This is a genomic window from Pantoea sp. Cr_R13 (assembly GCF_029222565.1).
Lineage (GTDB): Bacteria > Pseudomonadota > Gammaproteobacteria > Enterobacterales > Enterobacteriaceae > Pantoea > Pantoea eucalypti.
Window position 1 is genome coordinate 74,358 of the sequence record NZ_JARHXL010000011.1, and the last position, 16,360, is coordinate 90,717.

A 16,360-nucleotide genomic window follows, 5' to 3' on the forward strand; every position below is an offset into this window, starting at 1 on the left:
AAGAATATGACCTGAGGAGGCGTAGCGGAAATACTAAAAACCGGTGAGCAATTACTTTAGTTAAATTTCATCGCGCAAATGATGCAGACTTGTTAAATATTTGGGAGTTAAAAGTAAGGGTTATTCCTTTCCCTGATTTTTTTACGGTTACTTCCATTGGTTTTTGTTATATTGATGCCAACTGCTTGTCTGCGTTAATTATTTGTCACCTGGCGCAACATCTGTGACACCCTTAGCAAAAGGTGTCAACACGTATCTGACACATCCTTAAGCTGGTTTACACTGCATAAACCTTCCCGTAAAATGCGCGCACACTTAAACGACAATAGAGCCCTTTGTCATTGAGGTCGTTAAATGAGACTCAGTAAATACAATAAAAGTTTGGGGATTTTGTCATTAATTGCAGGCACTTTATTAATGAGTGGCTGCGATAGTGCATTGTTAAATCCCAAAGGACAGATTGCACTGGAGCAACGTTCGCTGATACTGACTGCCTTTGGCCTGATGTTGATCGTCGTGATTCCCGCAGTCCTGATGGCCGTGGTGTTTGCCTGGAAATATCGGGCATCCAACACGAATGCGAAGTACAGCCCTAACTGGTCACACTCTAACAAAGTGGAAGCCGTGGTCTGGACCATTCCGATCCTGATCATTATCTTCCTCAGTGTGCTGACCTGGAAATCGACCCACGCACTGGAGCCCAGCAAACCGCTGCAATCTGATGTGAAACCGGTTGAGATCGATGTGGTTGCACTGGACTGGAAATGGTTGTTCATTTACCCGGAGCAGGGTATTGCGACCGTGAACCAGATTGCCTTCCCGGCAAACACTCCGGTGAACTTCAAAATTACGTCTAACTCCGTCATGAACTCTTTCTTCATCCCAACGCTCGGCAGCCAGATTTATGCGATGGCTGGTATGCAGACCAAACTGCATCTGATTGCGAATGAGCCGGGAATTTTCGACGGTATCTCTGCGAACTTCAGTGGTCGTGGTTTCTCTGGTATGAAGTTTAAAGCCATTGCAACCAAAGACGATGCGGAATTCCAGCAGTGGGTGGCTAAAGTTAAAGCAGCCCCTAACACGCTGACTACTATGGATGATTTCGAGAAAGTGGCTGTGCCAAGCGAAAATCACCCGGTGGAATATTTCTCTTCAGCTGATCCTAAACTGTTCATGCAAGTCATCGACAAGTTCAAGATGAGCCACGGGAAAATGGACATGCCACAGCATGAAGGTATGGACATGAGTCACGCCGCTTCCGCGGGAGCCGAGGAATAATACGATGTTCGGAAAATTAACACTTGATGCAGTGCCGTACCATGAGCCGATTATCATGGTTACGGTTGCCGCTATCCTGATAGGTGGTGCGGCGCTGGTCGCTGCGATTACCTATTTTGGTAAGTGGAAATATCTGTGGTCTGAATGGCTGACGTCAATCGACCACAAACGCCTGGGTATCATGTACATCATCATGGCATTCGTCATGCTGATTCGTGGTTTCGCTGATGCCATTATGATGCGTACCCAGCAGGTTATGGCTTCGGCCGGTGAAGCGGGCATACTGCCACCGCACCACTACGACCAGATCTTTACCGCGCACGGCGTGATTATGATCTTCTTCGTGGCGATGCCTTTCGTGGTTGGCCTGATGAACATCGCCGTTCCGTTGCAGATTGGTGCACGTGACGTCGCGTTCCCGTTCCTGAACAACCTGAGCTTCTGGTTTACTGCGGTCGGTGTGATCCTGGTTAACCTGTCGCTGGGCGTGGGCGAGTTCGCACAGACCGGCTGGCTGGCTTATCCGCCGCTTTCCGGCGCGGAGTACAGTCCCGGCGTCGGGGTCGATTACTGGATCTGGAGCCTTCAGCTTTCAGGTATTGGTACGACCTTAACCGGTATTAACTTCTTCGTGACTATCCTGAAGATGCGCGCACCGGGCATGAGCCTGTTCAAAATGCCGGTCTTTACCTGGACCGCGCTGTGCACCAACGTCCTGATCATCGCTGCGTTCCCGGTTCTGACCGTGACCCTGGCGCTGTTGACCCTTGATCGTTATCTCGGCTTCCATTTCTTCACCAATGAAATGGGCGGGAACATGATGATGTACGTCAACCTGATCTGGGTCTGGGGCCATCCGGAAGTGTATATCCTGGTATTGCCGGTGTTTGGTGTGTTCGCAGAAATTACTGCAACCTTCTCCAAAAAACGTCTGTTTGGTTATACCTCTCTGGTATGGGCGACCATCGCCATTACCGTGCTGTCGTTTATCGTCTGGTTGCACCACTTCTTCACCATGGGTGCAGGTGCCAACGTTAACGCCTTCTTCGGTATCATGACGATGATCATCGCGATTCCGACCGGGGTTAAAATCTTTAACTGGCTGTTCACCATGTATCAGGGCCGCATTCAGATGCACTCTGCCATGTTGTGGACCGTTGGCTTCCTGGTAACCTTCTCTGTAGGGGGTATGACCGGCGTACTGCTGGCCGTTCCGGGCGCTGACTTTATTCTGCACAACAGCCTGTTCCTGATTGCTCACTTCCACAACGTTATCATCGGTGGTGTGGTCTTCGGTTGTATGGCAGGCGTGACCTACTGGTTCCCGAAAGCATTCGGCTTCACCCTGAACGAAACCTGGGGTAAGCGCGCATTCTGGTTCTGGATCATTGGCTTCTTCGTTGCCTTTATGCCGCTGTACGCACTGGGCTTCATGGGCATGACCCGTCGTCTGAGCCAGGATATCGATCCACAGTTCCACCCTCTTCTGGTGGTTGCGGCGGTCGGTGCTGGTCTGATTGCAATGGGTATCCTGTGTCAGCTGACCATGTTCTACGTTTCAGTACGTGACCGTGATCAGAACCGTGATGTGACAGGTGACCCGTGGGGCGGTCGTACGCTGGAGTGGGCAACCTCTTCACCACCACCGTTCTATAACTTTGCTGTCATCCCACATGTGCATGAGCGTGATGCTTTCTGGGAAATGAAAGAGAAAGGCGAAGCGTACAAACAGCCGGCATCTTATGAAGAGATTCATATGCCGAAAAACAGTGGTGCTGCAATCGTCATCTGCGCATTCGCTACTGTAATGGGCTTCGCGCTGATCTGGCATATCTGGTGGATGGCTGGTCTTTCCTTCCTCGGCATGATCGTTACCTGGATCGTGAAGAGCTTCGACGAAGACGTGGATTACTACGTTCCGGTTGCTGAAGTTCAGAAGATTGAAAACCAGCACTTTGACGAAATCAGCAAAGCAGGTCTGAAATAATGTCAACTGAAACTCTTAAACATCACCACGACGCCCATGCGGAGCATGGGCATCACGATGCAGGAGCCAATAAAGTCTTTGGCTTCTGGATCTACCTGATGAGTGACTGCATTATCTTCGCAACCCTGTTTGCGACCTATGCTGTCATGGTCAACAACACTGCCGGTGGCCCGGCAGGTAAAGATATCTTTGAGCTGCCATTTGTTCTGGTAGAAACCGCCCTGCTGCTGTTGAGTTCGATCACTTACGGCATGGCTGTTATCTCCATGAACAAGGAGCAAAAAGGTGCCGTTATCGGCTGGCTGGCGCTGACCTTCCTGTTCGGTCTGGGCTTCATCGGGATGGAAATCTATGAATTCCATCACCTGATTGCTGAAGGCTTTGGTCCGGATCGCAGTGGCTTCCTGTCTGGCTTCTTTACGCTGGTCGGTACCCACGGTCTGCACGTGACCTCAGGTCTGATCTGGATGCTGGTTCTGATGTTCCAGGTTTCTAAACGTGGCCTGAACGCGACTAACCGCACCCGTATCATGTGTCTGAGCCTGTTCTGGCACTTCCTGGACGTGGTCTGGATTTGCGTCTTCACCGTTGTTTACCTGATGGGAGCCATGTAATGAGTCATTCTGTTAACGAACATGGCGCTTCACACGGTAGCGTGAAGTCCTACATGATCGGCTTCATCCTCTCTATCATCCTGACGGCAATCCCGTTCTGGATGGTAATGGATGGCAGTGCATCTCACGGTACTATCCTCGGTGTTGTTCTGGTTTGTGCGGTAATCCAGGTGCTGGTTCACCTGGTGTACTTCCTGCACTTAGACAGCAAATCTGAGGGTGGCTGGAACATGGTAGCCATTGTTTTCTCGGCCATCATCATCCTGATTGTCGTAGTGGGCTCACTGTGGATCATGTGGAACCTCAACTACAACATGATGCCTCACTAAAGAGTCACGCGTAATGTTTAAGCAATACCTGCAAGTTACAAAACCAGGAATTATTTTCGGGAATTTAATTTCTGTGATCGGCGGATTTCTGTTGGCTTCCAAAGGCAACACAGATTACGCCCTGTTTCTCATCACCCTGGTGGGCGTGTCACTGGTGGTTGCGTCGGGTTGTGTTTTCAACAACGTGATTGACCGCGACATTGACATCAAGATGGAGAGAACCAGGAATCGGGTGCTGGTAAAAGGCCTCATCTCCGCGAAAGTAAGCCTGGTTTATGCCACTGTGCTGGGTATTGCCGGCTTTGCGTTGCTCTACTTCGGTGCTAATCCGCTGGCCATGTGGCTGGCGGTGATGGGCTTCGTGGTGTACGTGGGTATCTACAGTCTCTACATGAAGCGTAATTCCGTTTACGGAACGCTGATTGGCAGTCTGTCAGGTGCTGCGCCGCCGGTTATCGGCTACTGTGCAGTCTCTAACCAGTTTGATGCTGGTGCGTTAATCCTGCTGGCGATCTTTAGCCTGTGGCAGATGCCGCATTCGTACGCGATTGCTATCTTCCGCTTTAAAGATTATCAGGCAGCGAACATCCCGGTTCTGCCGGTGGTGAAAGGCATTTCCGTGGCTAAGAATCATATTACGCTCTATATTCTGGCGTTTATGATTGCCACGCTGATGCTGACGCTGGGTGGCTACGCGGGTTACAAATATCTGGTTGTGGCTGCTGCGGTCAGCGTCTGGTGGCTGGGCATGGCGTTATCGGGTTACAAAACCGCAGATGACCGTGTCTGGGCACGCAAGCTGTTTGTCTTTTCTATCGTGACCATCACCGCGCTGAGCGTGATGATGTCGGTAGATTCGCTGGCTCCGGCTTCGAAGGACCTGCTGACTTACGTCTGGTAACTGGCACCGATACAGCATGAAAAGGGCGCGATTTTCGCGCCCTTTCTTTTTGTTACCACTGCTTAAAAACTATTGTTTTACCCGCCCTGCCCCGCCACCTAGAATAAAAGCAGCACATTAACAGAGGTTGGAATGAACGATAATAAAATGACTCCGGTGGAGCTGCGCGCCACATGGGGCCTCGGTACGGTCTTTTCCCTACGCATGCTGGGAATGTTTATGGTCCTGCCGGTACTGACCACTTATGGCATGGCATTACAGGGCGCAAGTGAAACCTTAATCGGTCTGGCAATTGGCATCTATGGCCTTGCCCAGGCAATCTTTCAGATTCCTTTTGGTCTGCTCTCCGATCGCATCGGCCGTAAGCCGTTAATTGTCGGCGGACTGTTGTTGTTTGTTCTGGGCAGCGTTATCGCCGCCTGCACCGACTCCATCTGGGGCATTATTCTGGGTCGTGCGCTGCAGGGTTCAGGCGCGATTGCGGCTGCCGTAATGGCCCTGTTATCCGATTTAACCCGTGAGCAGAACCGCACCAAAGCAATGGCGTTTATCGGCATCAGTTTTGGCGTGACCTTCGCGATTGCCATGGTCGTCGGTCCGATTGTTACGCACGCGCTGGGTCTGCATGCGCTGTTCTGGATGATTGCGATTCTGGCGTCGCTGGGTATCGTGATTACCCTGCTTGTGGTGCCGTCCGCTTCCCATCATGTCCTGAACCGTGAATCGGGTATGGTGAAAGGCAGCTTCCGCAAAGTATTGGCTAACCCGCGTCTGGTAAAGCTCAATATCGGTATTTTCTGCCTGCATGTTCTGCTGATGTCGAGCTTTGTGGCGTTACCCGGACAGTTTGAGCAGGCTGGTTTCCCGGCCCCCGAGCACTGGAAAGTTTATCTTTCCACTATGCTTATCGCCTTTGCCGGCGTGGTGCCGTTTATTATTTATGCCGAAGTGAAGCGTCGCATGAAGCGCGTGTTTGTCGGCTGCGTCGGGATGATTGTCATTGCTGAGATCGTACTGTGGGGCGCGGAAGGTCATTTCTGGACGCTGGTCGTGGGTGTTCAGCTCTTCTTCTTCGCCTTCAATCTGATGGAAGCCATCCTGCCTTCACTGATCAGTAAAGAGTCACCTGCAGGTTATAAAGGTACGGCGATGGGGATCTACTCCACCAGCCAGTTCCTGGGTGTGGCCGTTGGCGGCAGTATGGGTGGCTGGGTATTTGGTCATTTCGATGCACAGACCGTGTTCCTGGTTGGCGCGATGGTGGCTGCGGCCTGGCTGTTTGTCAGCATGACGATGCAGGAGCCGCCTTATGTCAGTAGCCTGCGCATCGTGCTGAGTGATGCGGCTCTGGCTGTGCCAAATCTGGAGCAGCGCCTGAAAGCACAGCCTGGCGTTAACTCCGTGTTTATCGTGCCGGAAGAGAAAAGCGCGTATATCAAAATTGATAGTAAGGTCACCAGCCGCCCTGAACTGGAAGCGCTGCTGGGGAGTTGCTAGTTCAAGAAGATTTTAGCGGCAACTTCTGCTCGTTTCGCTTCAGGATCGAGCTGGCTCAGGGAATACGGTCAGATCGGAAAGGCACAGGCTCCCTGAGCAAGCGCACGAGGCCACTGACGTCACAAACCACGCCTTCATTCAGACGGCTCACAAATTTGGTTCGATGCAGCGCTGCTCCTGCCAGATAACAAAAAACCCGGCATTAGCCGGGTTTATATCACTGCATTCATGCTGAAAACTCAGCCAACCCCGCTTAATCGCGGAAGTTTTTAAACTGGAACGGCTGGCCCAGATTGCTGCCGCGCACGATCGCCATCGCGCCCTGCAAATCATCACGTGCTTTGCCGGTCACACGCAATGCTTCACCCTGAATCTGGGTCTGCACTTTCAGCTTGCTGTCTTTAATCAGCTTCACCAGCTTCTTCGCGACGTCGCTTTCAATGCCTTTCTTCAGTTTGGCATCGACCGCCCAGCTTTTGCCGCTATGCTCAATCTCTTCGGGCACCTCTAAGGCGCCGCCTTCAATCCCGCGCTTCAGTAACTTCTCACGCAAAATATCGACCAGCTGCTTAACCTGAAAATCAGACTCGCTGGTGATCTTGATGGTTTCATTCTTTTCGTTGAGCTCAAACTCGGCGCTAACGTTGCGGAAATCGAAGCGGGTAGACACTTCACGGTTGGCATTCTCCACCGCATTGCGAATTTCCTGCAGATCGACCTCTGAAACGATATCGAAAGATGGCATCTCTTCTTCTCCTGACGCTAAAGTGACATGCATAATACGCGTCTTAAGGTGCTAAATAAAATCAGGCTGCACACAACGCTATAATGAAAGTGTGACAATGAATAATAGATGGATCGCCCACCAGCGGGAGGCAGCATGAAAATTACCGTGTTAGGTTGCGGTGCGCTGGGACAGGTCTGGCTGACAGCACTGGCCCGCCAGGGACATGAGGTACAGGGATGGTTGCGGGTGCCACAGCCCTACTGTTCAGCCAATGTGGTTGACCCACAAGGCAACATATCGAACCGCACGTTTATTGCCAATGATCCGCTCTTTCTGGCGGAAAGCCAGCTGCTGCTCGTCACGCTCAAAGCCCCGCAGGTCTCGCCTGCGGTGAAAAACCTGGAGAGCGTGCTGCAGAAGAACTGCCCGGTGCTGCTGCTGCACAACGGCATGGGGACGCTTGAAGAGCTGAAAGGGCTGACTCAGCCACTGCTGCGCGGCGTCACTACCCATGCGGCGATGCGCGATGGCACCGTCATCAAACACATTGCCAGTGGTATCACCCATATCGGCCCCGGCAACCGCAAAAGCGCCGCTTATAGCGATCTCGCCGATATCCTGCACCCTGCCCTGCCCGACGTTGCCTGGCATGACAATATCCGGGCCGCCTGCTGGCGCAAACTGGCCGTTAATTGCGTCATCAACCCGCTCAGCGTGGAGTATGCGTGTCAGAACGGTGCACTGCGTGCTTATCCGGAACAGATCGCGCAACTGTGTGAAGAGATCAGCTGGGTCATGGAGCGCGAAGGCCAGAGCATAGCCAGTGAAAGCCTTCAGGACATCATCTTCGACGTGATTGAAAGCACTGCGGCCAACACCTCTTCAATGCTGCAGGATGTTCGCGCGCAACGGCTCACCGAAATCGACTATATCAGCGGCTTTCTGCTGCGCCGCGCCCGGACGCACGGACTGGTGCTGACGGAGAACACCCGTCTGTATGACATTGTAAAACGCAAGGAGTCCCATTATGACCGTGAACGCATCGGTGCTGGTTTGCCTGGCACATGGCAGTGAAGAAACCGAAGCTGTCACCACTATCGACCTGCTGGTTCGGGCCGGGCTAAACGTTGTTACCGCCAGCGTCGAAAGCGATGGCAGCCGGGAGATCGTCTGCTCTCGCGGTGTGCGTCTGCTGGCTGACGTCACACTGGTTGAAGTCGCCGACAATGACTTCGCCGCGATCGTCCTGCCAGGTGGCCTTAAAGGGGCTGAGACTTTCCGTGACAGTCCGCTGTTAGTCGAAACGGTGCGTCAGTTTCATCTTAATGAGAAAATTGTTGCCGCGATATGTGCAGCGGCAGGCACCGTGTTGATCCCTCACGATCTCTTCCCGGTCGGTAACATGACCGGATTTCCCGGCTTAAAAGAGACCATTCCGGCAGATAAATGGATGGAGCGCCGTGTCGTCTGGGATCCGCGCGTTAATCTGCTGACCAGTCAGGGACCCGGCACGGCAATGGATTTTGCGCTGAAGCTGATTGACCTGCTGGTGGGAAAAGAGATGGCGCGCGAGGTTGCCGCACAACTGGTGCTGGCTCCCGGCATTTATGACTATCAGGCTTAAACAGCCTGTTTATTTTAAATCAATCTGTTTAAAGATAAGCCAGCCAGACCTGAACAGGATCTGACCGGCTATCAGGCGTCACTACGGGCGGTAAACTTTAACGTTTTTAAAGCCCTGTTCGTGCAGATAGAGCGCCTGCAGACGGCTCATCACACCGCGATCGCAGTAGAGCAGCCAGGTGCGATTCTGATCGAGATCGCCAAACTGCGTACTGAGTTTATAGAACGGCAGCGATTTCACTTCCGTCGCGTTTAGCCTCAGAGGCTTCTCTTCCTGCTCATCGATAGATCGGATATCCAGCACCACATCGTTCTCACTCAGCAAGGCGACGGTCTCAACTTCCACCACCTCTTCTTCTGTCTGCTCAGCGATGGTGCGGATATCGACGTTGGTCGCTTCTTCGATAACCCGATCGAGAATCGTGAAGTCGAAATTCTGCTCTTCCGCCTCAATCTTCGCTTTCACCGCCTTCACGGTCGGGCTTTTTGAGATCACGCCGCAATATTCCGGCATGGTGCTGGCGAAATCTTCGGTGCCGATTTCACGGGCAATTCGGATAATGTGCTCTTTGTCATGAGAGATCAGCGGACGCAAAATCAGCGTATCCGACGCGTTATCGATCAGACGCAGGTTGGTCAGCGTCTGGCTCGACACCTGGCCTACCGCTTCACCGGTGACCAGTGCCTGTACGCCGTAGCGCTCAGCAATCGTCGAGGCAGCCCGCACCATCATGCGTTTCAGCACTACGCCCATCTGGCCGTCATCCACTTTCTCGAGGATCTCACCGACGACCGGCTCAAAATTGATCGCTACAAAGCGTACGCGGTGTGAGCGACCAAAACGATTCCACAGATAGTGCGCAACCTGACGGACGCCAATCTCATGAGCGGCTCCACCAAGGTTAAAGAAGCAGTAATGCACACGGCTGCCGCGACGCAGCAGCATATAGCTGGAGACGCCGGAGTCGAAACCGCCGGAAATCAGCGACAGCACATCTTCCTGTGTGCCAATCGGGAAGCCACCCAGGCCTTCATAGCGCGCAGTCACCAGCGTCAGACGATTCTCTTCAACTTCCAGATTCACCGTCACGTCCGGATTTTTAAGCTGCACGCGGGCGCTTTCGATATGCTGGTTCAGACCGCCGCCTACATAGCGCTCCACATCCTGCGAACTGAAGCTATGCTTGCCACGACGCTTAACACGCACGCAGAAACTCTTTCCTTCCAGACTGTCGCGATACTGCGCTAACGTCTGTTCAAAGATGTGATGAATATCCGTGTACTCGCGATCTTCGACCGCTAAAACGTGATGAATACCGGGAATGCGGGCGAGCTCATCGGGAATAATGTCCGCCAGCGCTGCATTTTTTGACCGCACTTCAATGTGATCCCAGTAGCGCACAACGGCGATGTCGTCGCTGACGGTTTTCAGGACGTTGCGAATATTGCTGGCAAGAATCTTGATAAAGCGCAAACGTACCGACGGACTCTTGATGGTGATTTCAGGAAATAACTTGATGATAAACTTCATGGCGACACAGCTTCGTTGGGCAAATAAGTGCTAAAACAGGCGGCACTTAGCTGGTAAAATCACAAAATTGCGGGCTGCAAGGCGCAACCGCATCCGAGGCGCGGGAGTATATCACCTTTGTCAGGTGACTGCTTCTTCATCAGCCGCCGCATTGATTATTTTGCTAATCATTGGGTCTCAGCTACCATGACCGATTGCGAGATAATGTCCCAACCGTGAGTCGACACGAAATATGCCGAAAAAAGCCGAACAGCCAGCCAGCTTTGAAACGTCATTGCAGCAGCTGGAGCAGATTGTCAGCCGTCTGGAAAGTGGTGAACTGCCGCTTGAAGAAGCCCTGAACGAATTTGAGCGCGGCGTGCAGCTGGCGCGAAATGGCCAGCAGACGCTGCAGCAGGCTGAACAGCGGGTTCGTATTCTGCTGAACGATGATAAAGAGGCCGACCTCACCGCTTTCACGCCGGAAAACGACTAATGGATTTCGCCCGATTACTCGACGTTTATCAGCAGCAGGTGAACGCTGCCCTGACGCGTTTTATAGAGCCACTTCCTTTTCAGAGTTCTCCTCTGGTGAATGCCATGCATTATGGGGCATTATTAGGCGGTAAACGTCTGCGTCCTTTTCTGGTCTACGCTACCGGTGAAATGCTCCACGCCGACCCGGCGAGTCTGGATGCGCCCGCCGCCGCGGTTGAATGCATCCATGCGTACTCTCTGATACATGACGATCTCCCTGCGATGGACGATGACGCACTGCGTCGCGGGCAGCCAACCTGTCACATTAAATATGGCGAAGATACGGCGATTCTGGCGGGCGACGCCCTGCAGACGCTGGCCTTCTCTATCCTGGCAGATGAAGCGATGCCGGGTGTCAGTGCCGAATACCGTCTGATGATGCTCTCCGAACTGGCTAAGGCCAGCGGCGTAGCCGGGATGTGTGGCGGACAGGCGCTGGATTTAGCGGCGGAAGGCAAATCTGTCGATCTGGACCAGCTTGAACAGATCCACCGCCACAAAACTGGCGCGCTGATCCGCTCAGCAGTCCGGTTAGGCGCGTTAACGGCAGGCGATGCGGGCCGTGAAGCGCTGCCGCTGCTTGACCGCTATGCTGAGGCTATTGGTCTCGCGTTTCAGGTGCAGGACGACATTCTCGATGTGGTCGGTGATACGGCAGTGATCGGAAAACGCCAGGGTGCCGATCAGGATCTGGGAAAAAGCACCTATCCTTCATTGTTAGGCCTTGAAAATGCCCGTGCAAAAGCGCGGGATTTGTATCAGGAAGCTCTTGATGCTTTAGAATTGCTCGCTGCGCACTCTTATAACACTACAGCACTGCAGGCGCTGGCGAGCTTCATAATTGAACGCGACAAATAACTTCCATAATGAGTCTCTGATGAGTTTTGATATTGCTAAATACCCGACACTGGCGCTGGCAAACACGGTTCAGGAGCTGCGCGCCCTGCCCAAAGAGAAGTTGCCTGCGCTGTGTGATGAACTGCGTCAGTATCTGTTAGACAGTGTAAGCCGCTCCAGCGGCCATTTTGCGTCGGGTCTGGGCGTAGTCGAACTGACGGTCGCGCTGCATTATGTCTATAACACCCCCTTTGACCATCTGGTATGGGACGTGGGTCATCAGGCTTATCCGCATAAAATTCTGACCGGTCGCCGCGATCGCATCGGCACCATTCGTCAGAAAAATGGCGTGCACCCGTTTCCGTGGCGCGGTGAAAGTGAATATGACGTCTTAAGCGTCGGACACTCATCGACCTCGATCAGTGCCGGTCTCGGCATGGCCGCGGCGGCTGAACGTGAAGGCCAGGGCCGTCGCACCGCCTGTATTATTGGCGATGGCGCGATCACCGCTGGCATGGCGTTTGAAGCGATGAACCATGCCGGTGATATCAAGCCAGACATGCTGGTCATCCTTAACGACAACGAGATGTCGATCTCTGAAAACGTCGGTGCGCTGAATAACCGCCTGGCGCAGATCCTGTCAGGTAAAACCTACGCGCGACTGCGCGAAGGCAGCAAGCGTGTGCTGACCAGCCTGCCGCCGATTAAAGAGCTGGTAAGACGCACCGAAGAACACCTCAAAGGCATGGTCGTGCCGGGTACGCTGTTTGAAGAGCTGGGCTTTAACTACATCGGCCCGGTTGACGGCCACGATGTGCTGACGCTGGTAAATACGCTGAGCAACATGCGCAGCCTGAAAGGGCCGCAGTTCCTGCATATCATGACGAAGAAAGGCAAAGGCTACGCGCCGGCAGAGGAAGATCCGATTGCCTGGCACGCCGTGCCTAAATTTGACCCGGCAATTGGCGAACTGCCAAAAAGTGCGGAAGGTCTGCCGAGCTACTCCAAAATCTTTGGTAACTGGCTGTGCGAAATGGCTGCCGACGATCCGAAGCTGATGGCGATTACCCCGGCGATGCGTGAAGGCTCCGGCATGGTGGCTTTCTCACGTGAGTTCCCTAAACAGTATTTTGATGTGGCAATCGCCGAGCAGCATGCGGTGACCTTCGCAGCGGGTATGGCGATTGGCGGCTACAAACCGATTGTTGCCATCTACTCGACGTTCCTGCAGCGTGCCTATGATCAGCTGATTCACGACGTCGCCATCCAGAAACTGCCGGTCCTGTTTGCCATTGATCGCGGTGGTATTGTGGGTGCGGACGGTCAGACTCACCAGGGCGCGTTTGATCTCGCCTATCTGCGCTGTGTGCCGGATATGGTGATCATGACCCCAAGCGATGAGAATGAGTGTCGGCAGATGCTCTACACCGGCTATCACTATCAGGCTGGCCCAAGTGCAGTGCGCTATCCGCGCGGCACCGGTGTCGGTACACCCCTGGCACCATTGCAGAGCCTGCCGCTGGGTAAAGCGGTCGTGAAACGCCAGGGTGAAAAGCTGGCAATTCTGAACTTTGGTACTCTGTTGCCAGAAGCCGCCGCCACAGCGGAAGCATTGAATGCGACCCTGGTCGATATGCGCTTTGTAAAGCCGCTGGATGAAGCGCTGATTGCTGAGCTCGCTGCCACGCACGACTCACTGATTACGCTGGAAGAAGGCGCAATCAAAGGCGGTGCAGGCAGTGGCGTGAATGAATTTATCATGGCGAAACGTCTGGCTGTTCCGGTGCTGAACATCGGTCTGCCGGATGAATTTATCCCGCAGGGTACGCAGGATGAAGTGCGTCATGACTATCTGCTTGACGCGGAAGGCATTCAGCAACAGATCGCCCGCTGGCTGGCGCAGTAACCTCCCTTCTCTGCGCTCCCCCTCAGGGAGCGCAACATCCTGCTATGCTGTAACCTTTGCACTTTCGCAGGAGCCTTCACCATGAATACGATTCAACTCGGTAGCACCGATCTGCAGGTGTCTCGTCTCTGTCTCGGTTGTATGACCTATGGCGAGCCAACGCGCGGCAACCACGCCTGGACGCTGCCAGAAGCGAGCAGCCGTCCGCTAATCCAGCAGGCACTGGATGCAGGCATCAACTTCTTCGATACGGCTAACAGCTACTCTGATGGCAGCAGTGAAGAGATTCTGGGCCGGGCGCTGAAGGATTTTGCCCGCCGCGAAGAGGTTGTTGTCGCCACCAAAGTCTATTTCCCCCTGACCAATCTGTCACAGGGCCTGTCGCGCAAGAATATCCTGCAATCCATTGATGACAGCCTGCAGCGTCTCGGCATGGAGTATGTCGATCTGCTGCAGATTCACCGCTGGGACTACAACACCCCGCTGGAGGAGACGCTGGAAGCGCTGCATGACGTCGTGCAGTCTGGCAAAGCTCGCTACATCGGTGCCTCGTCAATGCACGCCAGCCAGTTTGCTCAGGCGTTGCAGATGCAGTCTGAACAGGGCTGGCACCGCTTTGTCAGCATGCAGGATCAGTACAACCTGATTCAGCGCGAAGAGGAATGGGAAATGCATCCTCTCTGCCTGAAGGAGCAAATCGCCGTGCTGCCCTGGAGTCCGCTGGCACGCGGCAAGCTGACCCGCCCGTGGGGTGAAAACACCGCGCGCTCTGCCTCTGACCAGGTAATGGCAAAGCTTTATGACAACACCGAAGAGAACGATGCTGCGATTGCAGAACGACTGGCGCTGGTGGCGGAAGGCAAAGGCGTAACGCGGGCGCAGGTGGCCCTGGCCTGGCTGCTGAGCAAACCTGCCGTCACGGCACCGATTATTGGCGCATCGCGTGCTGAGCAGTTTGACGATCTGGTGAAGGCGGTGGATGTCACGCTGAGTGACGAGGAAATTACCCTGCTGGAAGAGGTCTATCAGCCACATCAGGCGGTAGGTTTCGAGTAAATCTGACGTGACGCCCTTTCCGGGCGTCACCTCTTATCAGGCCTTTAGCATGGCGGTTAAGCCGCCAGCCAGACCCCGATTCCATAGAGCATGGCAGCGGAAATCACGCCAGCAATAATGTCATCAACCATAATGCCCATGCCGCCATGCACATTGCGGTCAAACCAGCGAATCGGCCATGGCTTCCACATATCAAGAATACGGAACAGCACAAAGCCTCCCAGCACCCATTGCCAGCTGTTGACCGGAATCGCCATCAGCGTAATCCACATGCCGATAAACTCATCCCAGACAATACTGCCGTGATCGTGTACGCCCATATCTTTGGCAGTGCGATGGCAGAGATAAACGCCGACGCAGATACCCACCAGCACCACCAGCGAATAGAGATCCTGCGGCAGGAAAGTCATCAGCCACCAGAATGGGATGGCCGCCAGCGATCCCATGGTGCCTGGCACAACCGGGCTTAATCCGCTGCCGAAACCGGTCGCCAGCAAATGCCAGGGATTGCTCATCCGCAGGCGACTTTTGGCTACGTCGTTATTTAGCATCAAAGTGATCAAACCCTTTGTGACGGAAGGTGGCGGGCTTGCCATTATCCAGCAGCGTCAAGCCTTCCGACTCCGGTGCTATTTGTCCGATGCAGGTATAAGGCACGCCCAGATGCCCCAGCGCCACATCCAGCGCGCCGCGATTAACCTCTGGCACGGTGAAGCAGAGTTCGTAGTCTTCGCCGCCACTCAGCGCCCAGCGCAGTACCTGCTCAGGCTCGAAGTGGTCGCGCAGGGCCGCCGACAGCGGCAACGCATCCAGGTTAAGCCGCGCGCCGCAGCCGCTGGCTTTCAGCACATGGCCGAGATCGGAAATCAGACCGTCGGAAATATCCACCGCAGAGGAAGCCAGCGAACGCAGTGCCTGACCCTGCAGAATGCGCGGCATCGGACGCAGATGACGTTTAATCAGCGCTTCATGCACTGCCGGATCGCTGATGCGGCAGTGATGCTGTAGCAACGCCAGACCCGCCGCGCTGTCACCCAGCGTACCGGTCACGAAGATCCAGTCGCCCGGCTTCGCGCCGGATCGTTTCAGGGCGCGGCCCTGCGGCAACAGACCGTGAATCGCCAGCGTCAGACTCAGCGGGCCACGCGTAGTGTCGCCACCCACCAGCTGCATATCGTAATATTCCAGCAGTTCAAACAGGCTTTCACTAAAGGCCGAGAGCCAGCTTTCATCGACCTGCGGCAACGTTAAGGCCAGCGTCAGCCAGGCGGGATCGGCGCCCATAGCAGCAAGGTCGCTGAGATTCACAGCCAGGGCTTTGTAACCCAGATCGGCAGGATGAATATCCCGTAAGAAGTGCACACCCGCGACCAGGGTATCGGTGCTGATCGCCAGCGTCTGTTTTTCCGGCACGCTAAGTAACGCACAATCGTCACCGATGCCGAGTTCGACATCACGGCGGCTGCGTGTTCTGCGGTTGAAGTAGCGTGCGATGAGTTCAAATTCACCACAAGACATAATTGCGTTCCGCTTAACCCTTAATGAAAAAAGGCCG

The 16,360-nt window shown here is 54.1% G+C and carries 16 protein-coding genes; 12 read left to right on the forward strand and 4 right to left on the reverse strand.

The features are described 5' to 3' along the window. The first annotated feature begins 354 nt into the window (after nt 1-354). From cyoA to P2R09_RS06705, 6 genes are all read left to right on the forward strand, one after another. Nucleotides 355-1,281: a cytochrome o ubiquinol oxidase subunit II gene (gene cyoA, locus P2R09_RS06680; protein ID WP_008924892.1), complete on the forward strand. Its 927-nt coding sequence runs from the start codon at nt 355-357 to the stop codon at nt 1,279-1,281. A gap of 4 nt (nt 1,282-1,285) precedes the next feature. Beyond that, nucleotides 1,286-3,268, forward strand: a complete 1,983-nt coding sequence (cyoB, locus tag P2R09_RS06685; RefSeq protein ID WP_008924891.1) for a cytochrome o ubiquinol oxidase subunit I — start codon at nt 1,286-1,288, stop codon at nt 3,266-3,268. Further along, nucleotides 3,268-3,882 (forward strand): cytochrome o ubiquinol oxidase subunit III, encoded by a 615-nt coding sequence (locus tag P2R09_RS06690; RefSeq protein ID WP_008924890.1) that lies wholly within the window; start codon nt 3,268-3,270, stop codon nt 3,880-3,882. Before cyoB ends, P2R09_RS06690 begins: the two co-directional genes overlap by 1 nt. Continuing rightward, entirely contained in the window at nt 3,882-4,211 is a 330-nt protein-coding gene (locus P2R09_RS06695; RefSeq protein WP_008924889.1) for a cytochrome o ubiquinol oxidase subunit IV, read from the forward strand. The genes P2R09_RS06690 and P2R09_RS06695 overlap by 1 nt, the downstream gene beginning before the upstream one ends. A gap of 13 nt (nt 4,212-4,224) precedes the next feature. Next, complete coding sequence (gene cyoE / locus P2R09_RS06700; protein WP_008924888.1) at nt 4,225-5,112, forward strand: heme o synthase; 888 nt, start codon at nt 4,225-4,227, stop codon at nt 5,110-5,112. A 132-nt stretch (nt 5,113-5,244) separates the two neighbouring features. After that, a complete protein-coding gene (locus P2R09_RS06705) occupies nt 5,245-6,609 on the forward strand; it encodes an MFS transporter (RefSeq protein ID WP_008924887.1) in 1,365 nt (454 codons plus the stop codon). 253 nt (nt 6,610-6,862) lie between these two features. Here the strand turns inward: P2R09_RS06705 and P2R09_RS06710 are convergent, their stop codons facing one another. Continuing rightward, complete coding sequence (locus tag P2R09_RS06710) at nt 6,863-7,354, reverse strand: YajQ family cyclic di-GMP-binding protein (RefSeq protein WP_003852530.1); 492 nt, start codon at nt 7,352-7,354, stop codon at nt 6,863-6,865. Nucleotides 7,355-7,489: 135 nt separating this feature from the next. Here P2R09_RS06710 and panE point away from each other — a divergent pair, with 135 nt between their 5' ends. Both panE and yajL read left to right on the forward strand, forming a co-directional pair. After that, nucleotides 7,490-8,410 carry a 2-dehydropantoate 2-reductase gene (gene panE, locus P2R09_RS06715; RefSeq protein ID WP_039659075.1) on the forward strand — a complete coding sequence of 307 codons (921 nt, stop codon included), beginning with the start codon at nt 7,490-7,492 and terminating at the stop codon, nt 8,408-8,410. After that, nucleotides 8,364-8,960: a protein deglycase YajL gene (gene yajL / locus P2R09_RS06720; RefSeq protein WP_275768255.1), complete on the forward strand. Its 597-nt coding sequence runs from the start codon at nt 8,364-8,366 to the stop codon at nt 8,958-8,960. The genes panE and yajL overlap by 47 nt, the downstream gene beginning before the upstream one ends. An 81-nt stretch (nt 8,961-9,041) precedes the next feature. Here the strand turns inward: yajL and thiI are convergent, their stop codons facing one another. Further along, on the reverse strand, nt 9,042-10,490 hold the full coding sequence (gene thiI, locus P2R09_RS06725; protein WP_275768258.1) for a tRNA uracil 4-sulfurtransferase ThiI: 1,449 nt from the start codon (nt 10,488-10,490) through the stop codon (nt 9,042-9,044). 232 nt (nt 10,491-10,722) lie between these two features. Here thiI and xseB point away from each other — a divergent pair, with 232 nt between their 5' ends. From xseB to P2R09_RS06745, 4 genes are all read left to right on the forward strand, one after another. Continuing rightward, nucleotides 10,723-10,965, forward strand: a complete 243-nt coding sequence (gene xseB / locus P2R09_RS06730; protein WP_003852524.1) for an exodeoxyribonuclease VII small subunit — start codon at nt 10,723-10,725, stop codon at nt 10,963-10,965. Beyond that, nucleotides 10,965-11,864: a (2E,6E)-farnesyl diphosphate synthase gene (gene ispA / locus P2R09_RS06735; protein ID WP_003852522.1), complete on the forward strand. Its 900-nt coding sequence runs from the start codon at nt 10,965-10,967 to the stop codon at nt 11,862-11,864. Before xseB ends, ispA begins: the two co-directional genes overlap by 1 nt. 19 nt (nt 11,865-11,883) lie before the next feature. After that, the gene (dxs, locus tag P2R09_RS06740; protein WP_008924885.1) at nt 11,884-13,749 is read left to right on the forward strand and encodes a 1-deoxy-D-xylulose-5-phosphate synthase; all 1,866 of its coding nucleotides are present in this window, start codon (nt 11,884-11,886) and stop codon (nt 13,747-13,749) included. A gap of 81 nt (nt 13,750-13,830) precedes the next feature. Continuing rightward, nucleotides 13,831-14,805 (forward strand): aldo/keto reductase, encoded by a 975-nt coding sequence (locus tag P2R09_RS06745; RefSeq protein WP_275768264.1) that lies wholly within the window; start codon nt 13,831-13,833, stop codon nt 14,803-14,805. A gap of 56 nt (nt 14,806-14,861) precedes the next feature. On the opposite strand, the gene pgpA is transcribed toward P2R09_RS06745, so the two are convergent. Both pgpA and thiL read right to left on the reverse strand, forming a co-directional pair. After that, the gene (pgpA, locus tag P2R09_RS06750; protein WP_090963271.1) at nt 14,862-15,356 is read right to left on the reverse strand and encodes a phosphatidylglycerophosphatase A; all 495 of its coding nucleotides are present in this window, start codon (nt 15,354-15,356) and stop codon (nt 14,862-14,864) included. After that, a complete protein-coding gene (gene thiL, locus P2R09_RS06755; protein ID WP_140916014.1) occupies nt 15,346-16,323 on the reverse strand; it encodes a thiamine-phosphate kinase in 978 nt (325 codons plus the stop codon). Before thiL ends, pgpA begins: the two co-directional genes overlap by 11 nt. Between the last annotated feature and the right edge of the window lie 37 nt (nt 16,324-16,360).